The organism is Bacillus sp. BB081 (assembly GCF_008368895.1).
Classification (GTDB): domain Bacteria; phylum Bacillota; class Bacilli; order Bacillales; family Bacillaceae_G; genus Bacillus_A; species Bacillus_A wiedmannii.
On the sequence record NZ_QOZX01000048.1, the window covers coordinates 1 to 18003 of the forward strand.

An 18003-nucleotide genomic window follows, 5' to 3' on the forward strand; every position below is an offset into this window, starting at 1 on the left:
ATTGGTATGGGGGGATGGTTGGTGGAGCTAAAGTTGATAAGTAATTTTAGCAACCTCAACTCATGAAATATTGATATCATTCTTAGTATATTTATTTAGAATTTTAAATAGAGAGTATTTAGTTCAATAATTTTTATATGGATTTTTCCCTTTATAATAATAATTAATTATTATGGTTTTATAGTTTAAGATAGAAAGGGAAATCTAAAGAGGAGTATAATTGAACTGAATGAAAAAACATTAAAGGTGTAGGACGGGGGAATTATGATGATACATACTTTAGTAAGGGGACAAAAGATAGACGTCACAAAGAATCATCCGGGCATTAGAGGAGTATTGGTAGATTTAACTTGGGATGCCCCGATGAATATGGATGTAGATGCATCAGCTTTTTTAGTAGGTTTTAATGGGGAAATTACTAAAGAAGTGGATTTCGTTTTTTATGGACAACCTTATTCTAGTTGTCGATCTGTTCAATTAAATCAAAATATCGCAAATGGAAGTAAACAAAGATTTTCGATAGATTTTACTCATATAAAAGATGAGGTACAAAAGGTTGTATTTTCGATTACAATTCATAATGCTGAAGAGAAGAAACAGGCGCTACGAGATGTTTCACATATTCAATTGAAAATAAACAACGCACAATCAGGATTAGAAATTATTCATTTTCCTATCACGTATCCATTTACAGATGAAAGTGCCATTATTGTTGGAGAGCTATATCGACATGGAGGAGGATGGAAGTTCAATCCTATTGGAGCTGGCTATTTTGGTGGGTTAGCTGCATTGTGTACAAATTTTGGAATAGAAATCGCAGAGGATGAAAAACAATTTGTTCCTCCTGTAGAGAAGAAAATAGTTCCTACCCCGCCTCCAGTACAAAAAACTATTAATGTAGTGAAGGTTGAATTGAAGAAAAAACAATCTATAAATATACAAAAATCTAAAATGGTAACAGCTACTTTAGAGTGGGAAACAAATAAAGATTTAGATTTATATTGTTTTTACGTAACAACTAATGGAGAGATAGGAAAGGTTTACTATAAAAATCTAGGTTTGTCTAAAGTGTCGCCGTATATTGTGTTGGACGGTGATTCGCAAGAACCAGGAAAAGAAACAATTCGTATTTATCGACCAGAAGCTTTGAAATATGTTTTATTTGCTGCGTATAGTGCTGTCGGAAATGGAATAGGTAGTTTCTATTCTATGAGGGCTAAAGCTGTTGTCGATAATCATATGGGAAGCGTTGTAACAGCACCATTATTAGAAATAAATGACCATGCTTATTGGGTGTGTATTGCTCATATTGATTTCACTAATTCAAATGAGATGAAAATTTCACATGTAGAAAGCTACTCAAAAGACCATTCAGAGGCTTCACCACTGTTGTACGAGAACGGGAAGTTTCGAATGGATGTCGGACCGATTGAATTTAAAAATGAAGAGGATTATCAGAAGTATTTTAAATAATAGAGTATAAAATCATACATCATATTGTATGATTTTTCTTTTATACATAGTTTGGTAAAATAGTAGTAATTGTAATTTATTGTAACGGTGGGGATGAAGATGTTAGAGCAACTCGTAATTGAATTGGCTAAATTAACGAAGCAGGTTGAATATATAAATGGTGATAAAACTTATCTGGTTATAAATAAAGATGATGAAGGATTATACGTTGAAGCTAAATTTTCACGTGAGCAATATGAAGGGGAAGCACCACCTTATTTTAAAGTGAGCTTTGAAATTCTTAAGGATGCTTGGAGAAAATTTATCGCTATGCGTACAGTAAAGAGTGAAGGTTTTGGACAAGCGAGTGAATGTAATACTTTCTTGGTAGCTTTCTTTTCACAGCTTCCATTTGTGAATGTAATGGGAGCAGGAGCTATTACATTTAAAGAAGCCCAAACTGATAACCTACCAAGTGAAAAATATGATAAAGTCATGCTCTTTTTAGAAGAGATCATAAATGGTACATATAATCCAAGTACGTTAAGTGAACAAATGGATGAAAATTTATATAGTAGGAAGTCTCGCGCGCGTCAAGATCTAAGGCTGTTGGGCTTTTTGAATGAATCTCATGAAATGAATCAGCTGCTATTAAGCGAATATGTTCAATCGGAAGATAAGAAAAACTACATGGCACAGCTAGTTTTAAAACAAGAATATTTCCGTCATGTTTTATTCGTTCTTGGATTGTTAGAGAAGCATTCAAAGGATGAAAAGAAAGAAGCTCTAGTTGATTTTGGAATGACGATTGTCCGAAATTCATTAGGGGATAATTTGATGGTCGAATCGGTAGCGAAGCGGCGTACGAATAATTTACTAGATTGGCTTGAAAAAGTAGGAGTAATTAATGATGAATGGATTCCTATTGAACAATATGAAAAAGATGATGGGGAAAAGGGCGGTAGCATGAACAGTAATTTACGTGAAAAGTTTTTAACGGTTATGGATGAGTATTTACAGGCAAGAACAGAAAGATTTGCGGGTCATAAAATGGGATCGGTTGTTAGGAATGAAATGACAACGGAAATAACGAGGTTACCATTTATTGATCATAATCAGTATGTTGTCACAGGATCAATTGGACAAGGAAACTGGGCTGCTGTTCCATGGCTTGCAATTATGAATAAAGATATTACGACATCTACGCAGCGAGGATATTATATCGTTTATTTATTTAGTGAAGATATGGAACGATTATATTTAACGTTGGCGCAAGGTGTGACGGAAACGTCTAAAGAAGAGATGCAAAAAATTAAAGAAGAGATTCGTGAGCAAATACATATGTCCCAAAAGGTGAAAAAAGATGATGAGATTTTCCTAGGGACAAGCTCAAAAGCGAAAGGATATGCGAATTCAACAGCTGCATATATTGCGTACGCTGCTAATAAAATGCCAAGTGAAAAAGAGTTAGTAGAGGATCTAGAAGAAATGCTTCGCTATTATGAGGGATTTATTGCTTATAAAGAGGAAGGAATAAAATATGAAGTGATTTATGGGAGGAAAGAAGTTCATTTAGATCAGCAATCCATTATTGATCATGTGTCTTCTTATATTCAAAGTAAAGGTTTCTTTTATGAGAAAAAGGATCTTATTAATTTCTTCCTTTCATTAAAGACGAAGCCGTTTGTGATTTTATCAGGTATTTCAGGTACAGGGAAAACGAAAATTGTTCAGTGGTTTGCGGAGAGCTTAGGAGCAACGGAAGAGAATGGACAATTTACGCTTATTCCGGTTCGACCTGATTGGAGTGATAGTTCTGATTTACTTGGTTATGTGAATCTTCAAGGGGAGTTTCAAGAAAGACCGTTAATTAAGGTGCTTGAATCTGCAGATGCAAATCCAAATAGGCCGTATTTTGTAGTGTTGGACGAAATGAACTTAGCTCGAGTGGAATACTACTTTAGTGACTTTTTAAGTGTAATTGAAAGTCGTAAGTGGAAAGATGGAAAAATTGTTACGTCACCAGTACTTCCAGAATCAATTACGAATAAGCATATTACAATTCCATCAAATGTATATATTATCGGAACGGTAAATATGGATGAAACGACACATCCGTTAAGTAAGAAAGTATTAGATCGTGCGAATACAATTGAGTTTAATACCGTTAACTTAGATTATTTTAATTTCTTAATGGATGTAGAAGAGAAGGAAGCTGAAATTGCTTCAAATCGTTCTTTAGAAACTGAGTATCTTCATCTAAAAGAATGCTTTAAAGAAAACGAAGATCTTGTGAGAAATATATCGAACATTTTAATAGAAATAAATAAAACACTTGAATCAGTGGGTGCTCAAGTTGGGTATCGTATACGAGATGAAATTTGTTTCTATATGGCATACAACGAACAAGGAAAGTTATTGTCATTCGATGAAGCACTTGATTATCAAATATATCAAAAGATTTTACCGCGTCTTGCAGGAAGTGATGGAAGAACAGAAGAGGTATTAAAGCAGTTGTATGTATTATGTGCAAATGAAGAATATGATAGTAGCAATAGTGACGCTTCATATGCTAAGTATCCTCGTTCCGCTAACAAGCTGTCTAATATGTTAAGGAGGTTCGAGTATGATGGTTTCACCTCTTTCTGGATCTAATAATGAGATAGAGCTAGTTAAGATTGAAACAGAGGAGCTATCATTGACGATTAAAGGAAATCCTTATCATGAAAAATATGAGAGTTTAAAAGAATATCATGCTATGAATGCGGATGAAATGATGTATTTTCATGTAGATGGGAAGGCAGAAGCCGTTTCTGTATTTGATGCTAGATTGCAGAGGCTAGACGAATGGAACGAACATCCACCAATCTTTTTTGAAAATAGAAGTTATCAGCTTGTTGTTGTTCCGAAAAATAACAAGCAGCTCTCTTTTTATCATGAACATCCAGGATTTCGAAAACAAGTTAGTTCCATTCAAATGGGTTCACTTCATGTGTTAATGGGGAATCTTTCTTTTCCGAATGAAGTAGGAAATACAACATTTGAAATTAAAGACGAGCAAGATACTTTATTAACTGTTACATTTGAAGTTTTCCCGGCAAAACTTGATTATAAGGATGATTACAGAGCCTTATTAGATGAAGTAAATGATGAAATTTATAATTTAGCGTTTCATTTACTAAAGAGAACTTACTTAGGAGCATCTGCAATTTACGCCACAAATCCATCGAAGAGTGAGTTTTATCGTATTTTAAATGATTCCTTTGAGCGTTTTATGAAGTCAATCTCTCATATTAAAAGACAACCGCATCATACGCTTATGACTAGGCATCAACTAGTACGAGGAGAAAAAATTCGTAAATTGGATTCTGTCGGAATGAATTATTTACGAAAGCGACCACACTTGCTGCAAGGAGAAAATAGTATACCAACTAAAGGTATTACAGCTTATAAGGAAGTGTCTTATGATACGTTAGAAAATAGATTTGTTAAATGGATGATTCAAAGAGTCGTACATAAAATAGAAGATTTACTTAAGGCGCTAGAGCCAAAGTCTAGATATACACGTGGTGTAACTGATGAAGATTTACTAAAGCGTGTAAAAAATATGAAGTATCGAATGAAAAATGAATTGAACGATCCATTTTGGCGAGGAATAGGAAAATTAGATCGCTCAGTCTTTTCACTCGTAATCCAAATGGCGGCAGGCTATAGAGATGCATATCAAATATTTTTAATGCTATCGCGAGGTTTAACATTACGAGGACAAATTTTCAAAATGTCGGTAAAGGATGTCGCAAGGTTATACGAATACTGGACGTATTTAAAACTCGGACAAATTCTATCGAAAAAGTATATACCGCTCCATCAAGATGTAATTCAAGTTAAGCAAGACGGATTATACGTAACGCTTGATGAAAGCAAAACTGCAAAAAGAACGTTCAAACATCCAGTCACTGATGAAGTAATAGAACTGTATTTCCAGAAAAGAAACGGTAGACTACCAACAGTTACACAAAAGCCAGATACGATGCTCGCTATTGAGAAAAAGGGAAAGAATTATCAATATCAATACATTTTTGATGCGAAATATCGAATTGATTTTGCTGAAAGATCTCATTATAAAAGGAAGTATGGCACCCCTGGTCCAATGGAAGAAGATATTAACACAATGCATCGTTACAGAGACGCACTCGTAGTAGAACAAGAGGGGCCTTTTGAGCGAACAGCCTACGGAGCGTACGTACTATTCCCGTGGAACCAAGAGGAAGCGTACGAGAACCATCCATTTTATAAAAGTATAGAAAAAGTAAATATTGGTGGCTTTCCATTCTTACCAAATGCAACGAGACTAGTAGAACAATTTCTAGATCATCTCATTGAAAAAAGCCCAGAAGAAATTATAAGAGAAGGCATTCTTCCAAGAGGAACAAAAGAAGAATGGCACTCTTCACTAGAAGAAAAAGTATTAGTAGGCAGCGTGAAAACTGAAAGTGACTATGAAACATATAGGAAAGAAGGCCTATATCAGCTACCAATCACACAGTTAAAACCAGGATGGCAAGAAGCAAAGTACATAGCATTATATGCACCGAAAAAATGGCACGGGGAAAAAGGCGGAATTCAATACGTAGCAAAAATCAAACACATTCAAATGCAACAAAACAATGAATATGTACATTTCGAACTAGAGCCATGGAAAAAACTAGACCATCTCATCCGCCCGGTAGGATATGGTATTCAAACATACACAATAACAACTATGTCTTTATTAAAAGAAGTACAAGAACTCCCAGAACTATTTATGAAATCAAAAGAAGAACGAACTCTTTGGAAAACGCTGCGTCGTTTTACGAAGCAAGTTAAAGTTGAGCTGGATCATCGTAATTTAGATGAGGCTTCTGCTATTAAGAGTTATTATGTGCAGGATGTTCAGATTTGGGTTGATTATGAGAATGAGGTTGTTCTGGTTGGGAGAGATGGGCGAGTTAAGGAAGTTCCTTTGGAGTTGGTTGTTGGGAGAGGTTCGGTGTTGTTTAGGGAAGTTTTAGAGATTTTAAATTTTGGGGGATAATGTAAAAATAAGAGGACAACCTTATTTTTACATGGAACAAGTGAGTTATCGCAAGATGTTTTTATTTATTGGCTAGCAGAGTGAACAAACCTAATCTATTAAGAAACCGATGAATGGTTACATACAGCAGGTATAGATTTTATTAAAAGAAAATTTTTCTTTTAATAGTTTGAAATAGAGCATATAGCTGTAGCGGTGGAGAGGTATCATCAATATTGTTTGAAAAAGAATAATACCTCCACCAAAACTGCCGCTAAATTAGCATAGATAGTTAAGAAATTTTGATTTTTGGGGAGCTTCAACGGCTGTATAGAATTGAATGGAAATAAACTATAAAGATAGAAATGAAGTTTTTACGCTGATTCAATAGAGATTTACGAGTTATAGGAAGATTAATTTTTCTTGAAATTAATTGGTTCTCTGCCAAGAATGTGGTGGAGCATGGAAGCAAACATCCCTGTCAAATTCTGATAGGGTTATTTTTTATTAGTATCAATGTTTCAAATAACAAAAAGAATTTTGGGAAAAGAAAAATCAATAATGATAATTTGACTTAGAAAAGATGAAGAATTATACCTTTATTAAACAAGCCAAATAATATCTGTGGTAAAATAACAATAATAATTCAAGAAAAATTTTCCATGTTATTAAAGTGGTAATATGCACTCACGAGCTAGAAAAGAAACCTATATCTGGTTGAGTAATCAAGAGATAAGGGACATTTTCTGGAAGGTATGAAAGGAAATGAATATGAGCGAATCAATGAAGCGAATTAATCAATTTAGAGATGAGCGTAACTGGCGGCAATTTCATAATGAAAAAGATCTAGCCATTTCCATCTCTTTAGAAGCAAATGAATTATTGGAATTATTCCAATGGAAAACACCCGAGGAAGCCAAGGAAAATCCCGAGCGACTCAAAGAAGAACTGGCCGATGTGTTGATTTACTCTTATATGATGGCCGATAATCTAGGCTTTGATATCGATGAAATCATCGCTGAAAAACTGATTAAGAATGACCGAAAATATCCCGTTCCTAAAAGCTTTGGTCAAAAAAAGAAATATAATGAATTGAATGAGGTGGATTGAACCATGGCTAAGTACAACTGTATAACATTGAAAGTAAAAAATGGAGAATTGGAAGGTTTCGATAAATTTCGCCAGCCGGAACAAAATATTCTTAGAAATGGAAATGTCGTTTATATCTACAAAGGAACGAAGTCAAAAAAGATTTACATTGGACAAACGAAACAATTTATTGAGCGGAATAAGCAGCACTACAATGGTCAAGAGGAAAAATTTAATATAGCAGACTTCGACCAAGTAATTATTCTTACTTCATCCTATTTTAACGGTTCAGCCTTAGATGATGTCGAAAGTCAGTTGATTACCTACTTTATGGCCGATAATCCAAAAGCTAAAAAGCAGCTGGTTCAATATGATAATGATGAGGTTATTAATCGGAACAATGGTAACAGCGTGAATGACTACAGAGACCGAGAAAAGGTTGCTCTAGAAATCATTTTGCCTTTTTGGGAAGAAGTGCTATACCCTAAAGGATGGGTAAGTACACCGACTTTAGATGAGCTACGTAATGGAGCACTGATCAAATATAGCCCAATCAAAGAATTAACAGATCAGCAAATAGAGTTTCTTAAGGAGATTGAATCTAATCCTGATAAAAGCTTTGTAATTAATGGAGATGCAGGGACTGGAAAAACCGTATTGCTGACTCATTTGGTCGCTAAGCTGTTGAAAGAAAAACCTAATCATCGAATAGCGGTCGTTTTACAGCCTAATTGGATTAAAACGGCAAAGGAGATTTTTAGAGTATATGGAATGAACAATAGCAATTTGACAATTGCTACCTCGACACAGCTCATTAATGCCAATGAAAATTATGATGTTGTAATTGTTGACGAATCTCATAAGCTTTCTAGAAAATTTTCCAAGCAAATGGCATCTTTTAATGAAGTATATAAAGGAAGATTTGCCCAGGATGAGAATCATTTAGAGGCTTTGAAAAAATTAGGCCGTCAAATGGTGTTAATGTATGACGTGTTGCAAGCTATTCGCCCTGCCAATATGACACGTGCGCAATTTAATGAAGCAACCAAGAACTTTGAACAGAAATACTTAACAACGCAATTTAGAATCCAAGCTCCAGCGGGAAAGAACTACACATCAGAAGATTTTGTAAATGGTATAAAATATCTTTTATATAAGGATACAGATCTATTAGAAAAAACGAATTTTAATCCGAAATTTGACAGATCTGTGTTCCAAGATAGTGATGTTGATGCTTATTTTGGATATTTCGAAACAGAACCTTTAAAGAATTTGATTGACTGGGTAGAAGAAGACAGAAACTTTAATCACGAACATATAAATCGCGTGCTAGGTGGATTAGTTGAGCCTTGGAAACAGGCTGATGGCAAAGACCCATCAATCACTCATTGGCATGAAGGAAACATCAAACGAAGATGGAATTCCACTCAAGAGAATTGGATTTATTCAGATGATGCCGATGCTGAAGAGCAGATTGGCTCCGTCTTTGCAGTTCAGGGAATTGATCTGAATAAAGTCGGCGTATTAGTCGGCAATGATCTTCAAGTCGACGAAAAGGGCCGATTATTCGGCAATCCAGAAAATTTCCATAATGTAAACGGCAAATTCTCTAAAGACGATGAAAGCCCGGAAAATGCAAAAGAGTTTACCTTATTTGTATTGAATATTTACTATATTCTAATGACCAGAGGGATTGACGGGATTCGATTGGGTTTTTGGAAAAATGATGCATTTAAAAAGTATATGAAGGAAATATTGGAGATTAAATAAGTACCAGAAACTTTACGATCTCAAATTTTTTACAACTTTCAGCTCGTATTTTCAGGAGCTTATCATAACCTTTTGCAAACTTCATTAAATAAGGTATGAGGCTTTTGGCCACATAACCATTATGAACAATTTGAATTCCCACCGAAAGCCCCACCAAATTAACTTAAATGGCTGAGAAACCTAAGAGTTTAAAGGGATTTTTTGTGCCTATATGATTGAGTGGGAATAACGTTTAGATACAAAGGGAGTTAGATTCTGGATAAGGTATCAAGTTTATTTTCACATGGGATGAGTGAGTTTAGGTGAAGTAGAGAAAATTTTAAATATAATAGATAAATAGTAGTTGGATAAAGTGTATTGTTAGCTATGGAAGAAGGGCGTATGAGGTATACGCCCTTCTTTTTATTTGTAAGTAAAGTACTTATAAAGCTTTAAATAATAACCTCCACTCTGTCAAGGGAAAGGTCTAATTTTACCTATATCGGTATTAATAAATTTTCTCTATACATTCCCCTTGCACCTCCCCCAACGTCACCCCCTAACCTAAAGAAGACAAATCAAAAAGGGGGACAAAATCAATCATGAAAACCACCACAAAAGAAAAAAGAAACACCATCATCATGCTATTACTCTCAGCCGCAATAGGAATCTTTTCACCACTATTCATGTACATTACACTGGCACGTAAAAATGAGGTGTACAAATATCATTGCCGAAAGGCGTTCAACTTTCATTTGTTAATCTTTCTTCTATTTAATATTAGTTCGCGTATTAGTGATGTTTTGTTTTGGATTGTGTTTGTCTTTGAGGTTGTTCAAGTGATCATTGTTGCGTGGAAAGTAATAAGAGACGAAACATATCGTTATTTCATTCGAATTCCGTTATTTAAAGAAGATAAGTATTCGGTGGAAGGAGAATAGGTGATGAAACAAGAAGTGGAAATAAGGGGAAAGCGACTTTTGGTTATGATTGCTGTGTTGTTTATTGCGATTTATATCGTTTTACGGAAAAGAAAGTATGAGTACTTTTATGATGGTATTAGTGAGTATGAAAATCGTTATAGAGGTAATGTTACTTTTTTACTGCTTGTAGTAGGTTTGTTTCAATATTGTCGGCAGAATGAGATGATTTTTTCTCGTATGCTTCAGTATGTGCAAGAGAAGTTATCGGAGTAGGTGATGATATGGCGTGGATGATTAGTGAGTTTGCAAGTGTTGGGGATGTTACGGTGCGGACGCTTCGTTATTATGACAAAATTAATTTATTAAAGCCGAGCGATTATACTGAAGGCGGGCATCGGTTATATACGAAAGATGATTTGCATGTGCTGCAGCAAATTCAATCGTTTAAGCATCTCGGTTTTTCGCTTGGTGAAATTCAAAATATTATATTGCAGCGTGATATTGAGACGGAAGATTTTTTAAGACAAATACATTTTCAAAGAGAGATGCTTTTGGCAGAGCAAGAAAGAATTGCGAAGGTGCTTTCGCATATGGATGAGATGACGAAGAAGTTTCAAGAGGAAGAACGAGTGGATGTTGCTTTGTTTTCTTCATTTTTGCAAACTTTCATATGGGAGAAAGAAAATAAAGAATGGTTAGAGGAACACTTTTCAACGGATAGTGTTCGAGCGTTTTATAATAATAAGGAACTAAAAGAAAAATTTGATCGGCGATTTATGGATGTGATAGGGAAGTTGAAAAAGTGCAAGGTAGAAAAGAAGGATCCGAGTCATCAAGATGTTCAAGTTACCTTGAAGGAATTTTTTAATTTAATAGAAGAGGTAACGAACTATCTTGATACATCTCAAAGTGATATAGAGAGTATAATCCAAAAATCAAACCTTCCATTATCTGAATTTCCAACTCTCTTCACAATAGAAGAAGAAATTTATATAAAAGAAGCAATGAGAAGCGCCTTATAAGTTGATGAAAAACAATTTATAAGGCGCTTCTTTTTAATTGTAAAAATTTGTTTAATTTTGTAAGTTAATGCAGGGAAGCATCATTATAGTATTGAAAATTACAGGTGATAAGGTCACAAGATGGTATTGAAGAAGGAGGTTGAAATGAAAAAATTATTTGAATGCATTCCGGAAAATTATTTCAATTTGTTTACTGGGAAAAATCGAGGGTTTTATGCTGAAGTTGCTTTTTTACTATATGAACAATTCCACATCAATCGAGCTGGTATATTATATAGCTTGATGAAAGATGAGATTCAAGAATTGATAGAAACGAAAGAGGAGCTAGGAGAATGTATTGATGTAGAAGATGAAATGGAAGAAAGAGTGCAAGACAGTGCTGAGAGAGCGAATGTGGTACTTCGACGTTTAAAGAAACTTAAATGGATTGATGTGGAAATACGTGATCAATTTGAAGAGTTTATAGTACTTCCAGTGTATTCTAGCCGTATTTTGGCTGTGCTAAAGGAAATTTGTGAAAATAGAACAATTGAATATCAAAGATATTGTTTTACGACATATCAATTATTAACAGGAGTGGAGGCGGAGGAGCGACCAGCTTCAGCCATTTTGGAGTCTGAAAAATATAGTGAGCAACTTTATGATGAATTAACAATTTTACTGCACAATATGAAAAATCACATGGAAACAATTGCAGCTAAAGATGATATACAACAAGTGTTGGAACATCATTTTGGAGAATATAAAAAAGATATAATTGATAAAAGTTATCATCGTTTAAGGACATCGGATCATGTGTCGAGATATCGAAATAAAATATTGGAGCGTATACAGACTTGGTTTTTAGATGATGAATTCATGAAACGTGCTGCCAAAGATGCTGTAGAAAGTGGATATTCTACTAGTCAAGAAGAAGCAATGGATGTACTAAGTAAGAAAATGTATAGAGTAGAAGAAATTTATAGTAATTTAGATGAAATTTGTAATCAAATTGACGCACGTCATTATCAATATTTACGAGCGGTCTTAGATCGTTCCCGATATTTAAGTACTTATAATGACAGTACTAATTACAAAATATCTTATATTTTAGAACATATCAGGCAAACGGATGAGAATATACTCCATTCTTCCCCGTTTCGTTTAGTACAGTTTCGGCAACTTCAAGAAGCATCACTGTTATCCCCACGTAAGAAAAAAGGTGTATATGAACCAGAACAGCATGAGGTTACCGAAATTAGTGAAGAGATGCGAGAGGAGCTAAAAGCTGAAAATTTAAGACGTATTGAAAAGGTTATTAATAGAAAGAAAATCCGAAAATTTGTGTTGGAAGCAATGAAGGGGCGTCAAGAGATAGAGATGAGTGAATTGGATTTGCAAAACGAGGAGGACGCTTTGTATTTAATTTACGTTTATTTGTATGGTTACAGTAGGGACGCTGGATATACGTTAAGTGAAGAGTCACCTGACTTTATTACACAAAGGGGCTATACATTTTCTAATCGCACGATAAAACGAGAAAATTAGGGGGAAGTTATGCAAAATATATTGGATAGAGAAAGAGACGAGATGGAAGTTGTTGTGAATTATTTGTTTTCTCATAATTTTTTATTGAAAGAATTTGAACGTGAAAAGTATCAATTGGCAGTACGAAATAAAGATATTATTAAGCGATATTTACAGGTAATTGGTTGGGATTTTATTGTTGATGAAAAGCACGGGTGCATTGTTATTGCTTCGCCACATTACGAGCATCGGTTGAAATTGAAGAAAGACGAAACGATTTGGTTGTTAGTATTAAGACTTATTTATGAGGAAAAACGCAGCTCGCTATCTATTAGTCAATATCCATTTACCACTCTTCAAGAAATCAAGGGGAAATATGAGACGTTTCGATTAACATTTGTAACAAAAACGAAGTTACGTGAACTTGTGCAGATGGGGAAGCAAAATCAACTTTTGAGACCAATTGATAATGACATAGAGTTGGATGATTGTCGTTTTCAGCTTTTCCATTCATGCATTCATGTGTTGCAACAAGGGGATTTAAATGTATTGTATGAAAAAATAAAGTCTTATAGTGAAGGTGGGGATCAAATTGAAATGGATGAAGAAACTACGATTAATTAACTGGCATTATTACAATGATGAGACAATTATATTTGGAAAACAAACGGTTATATCTGGTCATACAGGAGCAGGGAAGTCCACTATCATTGATGCTTTACAAGTTCTCTTTATTTCGGATGAGCGGAAGATTAAATTTAATTCAGCGGCATATGAGGAAGCTAAGCGTTCTTTAATTAATTATTTGCGGGGGAAAATAGGGACAGAAGAAAAACCTTTTGTACGAGAAGGGTATTTTACAACGTATATTGTTGCGGAATTTTATGATGAGAAGGTAGGAGAAAGTTTTGTAATTGGTATTTCAATCGATGTATTTAAAGATGATGAGAAAATAAAAGAGTATTTTATTATACCTAAATCGGAAATTAATATGATTTCGTTTTTAAATACAAAAAATGGGAAACGTTACGTAGAAACACAAGCGGATTTTTCAAAAAAAATAAGAGTGCAATTTCCGAAGGCAATAATTGAAAAAAGTTCAATTCAATACCAAAAAGCTTTATTACAACGCTTCGGTGGATTACATGAAAGATTTATTAAAACGTTTGCGAAAGCATTATCATTTAAACCAATCGATAATATGAGGGATTTTGTATATAAAAATATACTAGATGAAAAAGAACTTAAAATTGATGTTATGAGGAGTATTTTTCAAACACATGAAGAATTGCAAAAAGAATTAGAAGAATTAAAGCAAAGAAAAGAAGAGTTGGAGCGAATCAATAATATTTATATGGAATGTATAGAGTTAGAAGAGAATCTTTCCATTCAAGAGTATATTCTTCGGGGACTAGATTATTTATTGATACAAGAAGAAATGAGCATGTGTCAAAAACATATTGAACAGAGAGAAAAAGAATTAAGAAAATGTAAATTAGATCAAGAAAAGACAGCAGAACAAAAAGAGTATGCTAGAACAAAAGAGATTGAGTATGAAATTAAGATTAAGGATAGTGCTGAACAAAAAAGACAAAAACAATTACAAGAACAAATAACTCAAGCGAAAAAAGAATGTGATGATTTAGAGCGTGCCAAAAATGTATATGTTCATAGTTTAGAAAGAGAAGAAAAGGATATTTCTAGCCTTTTTAATTATCAAGGTAACGAATATTTCTCTTTAAGCAAGGGCGAGAAGCATGCATTGGAAATAGGGAGAGATTGTCTAGCCTTATTGTCACATAATGATGGTACTGGAGGGAATGCGGAAGAGCAAATATTAAATAAACTTGGAGAGAATTTAAAACGAATTAGTGGGCGTTTTTATAAGAGTACAGCAGAATTGGAACACAGATCTGTTGAATTGAAAACAGAAGAGCAAAAATTACTTTCTGATATAGAGAATTTAAAAAGAAAGAAGCGCTCTTATCCTATGTCTGTTGAAAAGTTGAAGGGCTTACTAGAAAAACATTTAGAGGATCAATCGAAAGTATGGATTCTTTGTGAAGAGTTAGAAATAAAAAATGATAAATGGCGAAATGCCCTAGAAGGGTATTTGAATACTCAAAGATTTGATATTTTGGTAGAACCACATATGTTTGCGACTGCACTGTCTATCTACGAAAGGGAAAAGTGGAATCTTGGTCTTGAAGGTGTTGGACTTGTTGATACTGAAAAAGAAAAAGCATATTTAGGAAAAGTTGAGAAGGGTTCTTTAGCTGAAGAGATAGTAGGTGGTAACAAAATAGTACAGGCTCGGATCCATCATTTATTAGGCAGGGTAATAAAGGCGGACAATGAACAAGAATTACGAAAGCATAAAACAGCTGTTACTGCGACATGTATGAGTTATCAACGTCTTGTAGCACGCCAAATTCCTAGAAAAGTATATGAAACTCCATATATAGGTGCACATGCTATTCAAAGGCAATTAGAAATTAAAGAAGAAAACTTAAAGGAAATTCAAAAAGAACTGCAAATGGTAGGGTACTATATTAAGGAATTTAAGAAATGGATTGAAGTTTTAGAAGGTAAGCAATCTCATTATAAAAATTATATGTTGAATTTTTCATTAAATGATAGGATTTTGGGTTTTAATATAAATATAGATAAATGGCATAGTGAATTGAATACTCTTGATTTGTCACAATTAGAAAGGTTACACCAAAAGTTGAAAGAGTGGAAAGGGAAATATAATCAATTTAATAGAGAAGAAGGTAGATTGTTTGAACAAATTGGGAAAATGAAGGAAGAACTTCAAAGTGTGAAAAGTGAGCTATGGAAAAAGGAAAAGGTCGCAACAGAGATTTTAGAGAAGTGGGAAAGTTGGAAGTTTGAATATAGAATTGAATTATTACAAGAGGCCAAAAAAGGGTACGATCAAGCTATTTCTACAAAGAAGGCCTATGGTGCTATAAAAAATAAATACGAAAATAATAAAAGAGAAAATCAAAATAAATACGAAGAAAAATGGAGTTTTCTAGAAAGTGAACGTAAGTCTTATAATGAAGCGCGAACTTTCCAAGGAATTATACAGGCTAAAGATAATAAGCAGTACGAAGAAGCACTCCGGAAAATTGCAAATCTCGATATCCCGAAGTTTGAACAAGAGATCAAGGAAACGTTGCAACAAGCTGAAGAGGAATTTCAGTCTCATTTTATTTACAAGATGCGGGAGGCTATTCAAGCGGCGCGTAGAGAATTTAATCAATTAAACCATGCGTTAGGAAGATTTAAATTCCGGAATGACACGTATCGATTTGTAATAAAGCCAAGTGAACAATATAAAAGATTTTATGATGTGATTATGGATGAAAGGGTGCAACCGGAGATATCTCTTTTTGATTTTGGTGATGAAGATAGGGCGGAGATTTTAAAGGACTTATTTAGTAGATTAGTGATAGGCGAGTATGGTGAAAACGAAGAGTTTGTAGACTATCGTAATTATCTCGACTTTGATTTAAGTATTAAAAATGAAAATGGAACGAGATATATGTCAAGCTTATTACGTGAGCAGTCCGGTGGAGAGACGCAAACACCGTTTTATATTGCAATCTTGGCATCATTTCAACATCTTTATCGAAATAAAAATACCATTCGTTTAGTAGTGTTTGATGAGGCTTTTAATAAAATGGATGAAGAACGGATTCAAATTAGTTTACGTCTTATTAAACAGTTGGACTTGCAATTAATTGCAGCTGTTCCGGATGAGAAAATGGCTCATATGGCAGCTGAGGCAGATACAGCCATTATAATTAACCGAGTAGGGCATGTATGTTTTGCTGACATGTTATCTTATCCAAAGGAGGATGGGGTAATTGGATTACAAGAGCAAGATTCTTTCAGTCTTATTGAATAAATATGAAAACAGTAAAACTGTTCATACAGGTGAGAGAAGTGCTCAGCGCCCTCAATTTTCATTTCGGCAAAAGCATGAACTTTCTAAAGCATATAATGATGAAATGGATTATACAAACCGTTTAGAAATTAATACTGCATTAAAGGACTTACTTAGTAAAGGAATTATTGAAGTGAAGTGGGAAAAGTGGGAAGAGAATCGGATTGCTGAAAAAGTTTATTTACAGTATGATTTTATTCCGCTAGCTTATAGCGAAGCTGGTATAGAGCCGAAATTTGAAAAAATGAATCAGATTTTAAAAGTATTAGAACCATTGGCTATTCATTCATGGAGTTGGGTTCGACAATGGTATAAAGAAGTTCAACAGTCGTTTCAAAATAAAAAAACGGCAAGAATTGATTTAAACGATGTTAAAGGTTATGAACTACTTGTAAAAGTACTTTCTAGATTAGAAGGTTTGGAAGATAGTATACCGAAAAGGACCTTTAGCCAATTAGTATTCGGGGATACGAAACTTTTTGAAACTACGATACAAAATCGATTATTAATAATATATAAAAGGTATGGGGATATAGAGTATGAGAGTGATAAGGAATACTTAGAGAGTATTGGGATTTTAGAGAACATCCAACCTGTCTATATAAAAGGAAATATTGATGTTTGTATTAGAGGAGAAAATGTTGCTCTAGGTTCCCTTCCTGGTGGGATTGGTTTAATGGATGAAACAATAAAAGAATTAGAAATTCAGTATGTACACGATGAAAGTATAATGCTTATTGAGAACATGACGACCTATTATGAAAAAATTAAAAAAAATAATAATATGTTATTTATCTATACAGGTGGATTTCCAAAAAAGAATGTACAGCAATTATTAAAAAAGTTGAATGTGTATTTGAAAAAACATCCAATTTCAGTATATCACTATGGAGATCTAGACTATGGAGGAATCCAAATATTTGAGTACATTAAGCGTTCGTTTTTTTCAGAGCTTGAGCCATATATGATGGATGTATCTACCTATAGGAAATATGTAAAGTATGGGATGGAGTTTAGTGAAGAATATGAAGAAAAGTTACTGAGGATGTTAGAAAATGAGCGTTATTCTTTATGGTATGAATTAATTAAAGAAATGATTAAAGAAAAGAAGCGTGTTGAGCAGGAAGTGATTGTTTAAAGGACTGTAATGTTATTTGAAAAATAATAAATATATGTTAGAAGAAAAGGAATGCCGATGATTTTAAAGTTGAGTTCAGGTATTCCTTTTCTATTTATGTTGCTCTATTAATAATA

General features: G+C 33.9%; 12 protein-coding genes. All 12 read left to right on the plus strand.

Annotation, left to right across the window (positions count from 1 at the left end):
* The first annotated feature begins 267 nt into the window (after positions 1-267).
* Positions 268-1473, plus strand: a complete 1206-nt coding sequence (locus DN394_RS20210) for a TerD family protein (protein WP_149294168.1) — start codon at positions 268-270, stop codon at positions 1471-1473.
* A gap of 99 nt (positions 1474-1572) precedes the next feature.
* Positions 1573-4107 (plus strand): MrcB family domain-containing protein, encoded by a 2535-nt coding sequence (locus DN394_RS20215; RefSeq protein WP_149294169.1) that lies wholly within the window; start codon positions 1573-1575, stop codon positions 4105-4107.
* Positions 4082-6526: a restriction endonuclease-like protein gene (locus tag DN394_RS20220; protein ID WP_141503395.1), complete on the plus strand. Its 2445-nt coding sequence runs from the start codon at positions 4082-4084 to the stop codon at positions 6524-6526. Before DN394_RS20215 ends, DN394_RS20220 begins: the two co-directional genes overlap by 26 nt.
* A gap of 750 nt (positions 6527-7276) precedes the next feature.
* A complete protein-coding gene (locus tag DN394_RS20225; protein ID WP_000004504.1) occupies positions 7277-7615 on the plus strand; it encodes a nucleotide pyrophosphohydrolase in 339 nt (112 codons plus the stop codon).
* Between the two features lie 3 nt (positions 7616-7618).
* Positions 7619-9364, plus strand: a complete 1746-nt coding sequence (locus DN394_RS20230) for a DUF2075 domain-containing protein (protein WP_098110206.1) — start codon at positions 7619-7621, stop codon at positions 9362-9364.
* A gap of 581 nt (positions 9365-9945) precedes the next feature.
* Positions 9946-10284 carry a magnetosome magnetite crystal formation protein family gene (locus DN394_RS20235; RefSeq protein ID WP_098110207.1) on the plus strand — a complete coding sequence of 113 codons (339 nt, stop codon included), beginning with the start codon at positions 9946-9948 and terminating at the stop codon, positions 10282-10284.
* A gap of 3 nt (positions 10285-10287) precedes the next feature.
* A complete protein-coding gene (locus DN394_RS20240) occupies positions 10288-10539 on the plus strand; it encodes a hypothetical protein (RefSeq protein WP_000808329.1) in 252 nt (83 codons plus the stop codon).
* A gap of 8 nt (positions 10540-10547) precedes the next feature.
* Positions 10548-11288 carry a MerR family transcriptional regulator gene (locus tag DN394_RS20245; RefSeq protein WP_149294170.1) on the plus strand — a complete coding sequence of 247 codons (741 nt, stop codon included), beginning with the start codon at positions 10548-10550 and terminating at the stop codon, positions 11286-11288.
* A gap of 144 nt (positions 11289-11432) precedes the next feature.
* Complete coding sequence (jetA, locus tag DN394_RS20250; protein ID WP_098110209.1) at positions 11433-12815, plus strand: type I Wadjet antiplasmid transformation system protein JetA; 1383 nt, start codon at positions 11433-11435, stop codon at positions 12813-12815.
* Between the two features lie 9 nt (positions 12816-12824).
* On the plus strand, positions 12825-13418 hold the full coding sequence (jetB, locus tag DN394_RS20255) for a type I Wadjet antiplasmid transformation system protein JetB (protein ID WP_098110210.1): 594 nt from the start codon (positions 12825-12827) through the stop codon (positions 13416-13418).
* Positions 13396-16710 carry a type I Wadjet antiplasmid transformation system protein JetC gene (gene jetC / locus DN394_RS20260; protein ID WP_252197164.1) on the plus strand — a complete coding sequence of 1105 codons (3315 nt, stop codon included), beginning with the start codon at positions 13396-13398 and terminating at the stop codon, positions 16708-16710. Before jetB ends, jetC begins: the two co-directional genes overlap by 23 nt.
* A complete protein-coding gene (jetD, locus tag DN394_RS20265; protein ID WP_098110212.1) occupies positions 16670-17887 on the plus strand; it encodes a type I Wadjet antiplasmid transformation system protein JetD in 1218 nt (405 codons plus the stop codon). The genes jetC and jetD overlap by 41 nt, the downstream gene beginning before the upstream one ends.
* Positions 17888-18003 lie beyond the last annotated feature (116 nt).